Below are 694 nucleotides of genomic sequence, written 5' to 3' on the forward strand. Positions count from 1 at the left end.
GTCTCGAGGGTTCGAATCCCTTCCGCTCCGCCACAATCCCCCAGTATTCGCCAATAATACCCGCTTTGCGCAGGCCGCGCGTGATCTCTTTTCGGTCATGTCCACATGGTCGGGCAGTCAAGCGGTCCGGCAGTCACGCGGGCAGACGACCGCCCGCGTGTTCGGGTCACGTCAGCCTACCACGTTGAACGCGGGCCCGTAGGGATAGCCGGTGATGTCCTCGCCGCCGTCCTCGGTGATCACGAGGATATCGTGCTCGCGGTAGCCGCCCGCGCCGGGCTGGCCCTCGGGGATCGTCAGCATCGGCTCCATCGAGATCACCATGCCGGGCTCCAGCACCGTGTCGATATCCTCGCGCAGCTCCAGTCCCGCTTCGCGCCCGTAGTAATGCGAGAGCACCCCGAAACTGTGGCCATAGCCGAAGGTGCGGTATTGCAGCAGGTCGCGCTCGGCGAAGAAGGCGTTGATCTTCTCGGTCACCTCGGCACAACTCGCGCCCGGCTTGAGCAAGCTCATCCCGTATTCATGAGCGGCGACATTCGCCTCCCAGATCGTGCGCGAGGCGTCGTCGACCTCGCCCACAAACAGCGTCCGCTCCAGCGCTGTGTAATAGCCTGAAATCATGGGGAAGGTGTTGAGCGAGAGGATATCGCCGCGCTGCAACACGCGCCCCGTCACCGGGTTATGCGCGCCG

The 694-nt window shown here is 64.1% G+C and carries 1 protein-coding gene; it reads right to left on the reverse strand.

Annotation, left to right across the window (positions count from 1 at the left end; all coding sequences use genetic code 11):
• Positions 1 to 171: 171 nt before the first annotated feature.
• Positions 172 to 694: M24 family metallopeptidase (locus B3D39_RS10125; RefSeq protein ID WP_286789653.1), on the reverse strand; the 523-nt coding region annotated here is incomplete at its 5' end.

It is taken from the genome of Thioclava sp. UBA3469, from assembly GCF_002378135.1.
GTDB classification, from domain to species: Bacteria; Pseudomonadota; Alphaproteobacteria; order Rhodobacterales; family Rhodobacteraceae; genus Thioclava; species Thioclava sediminum.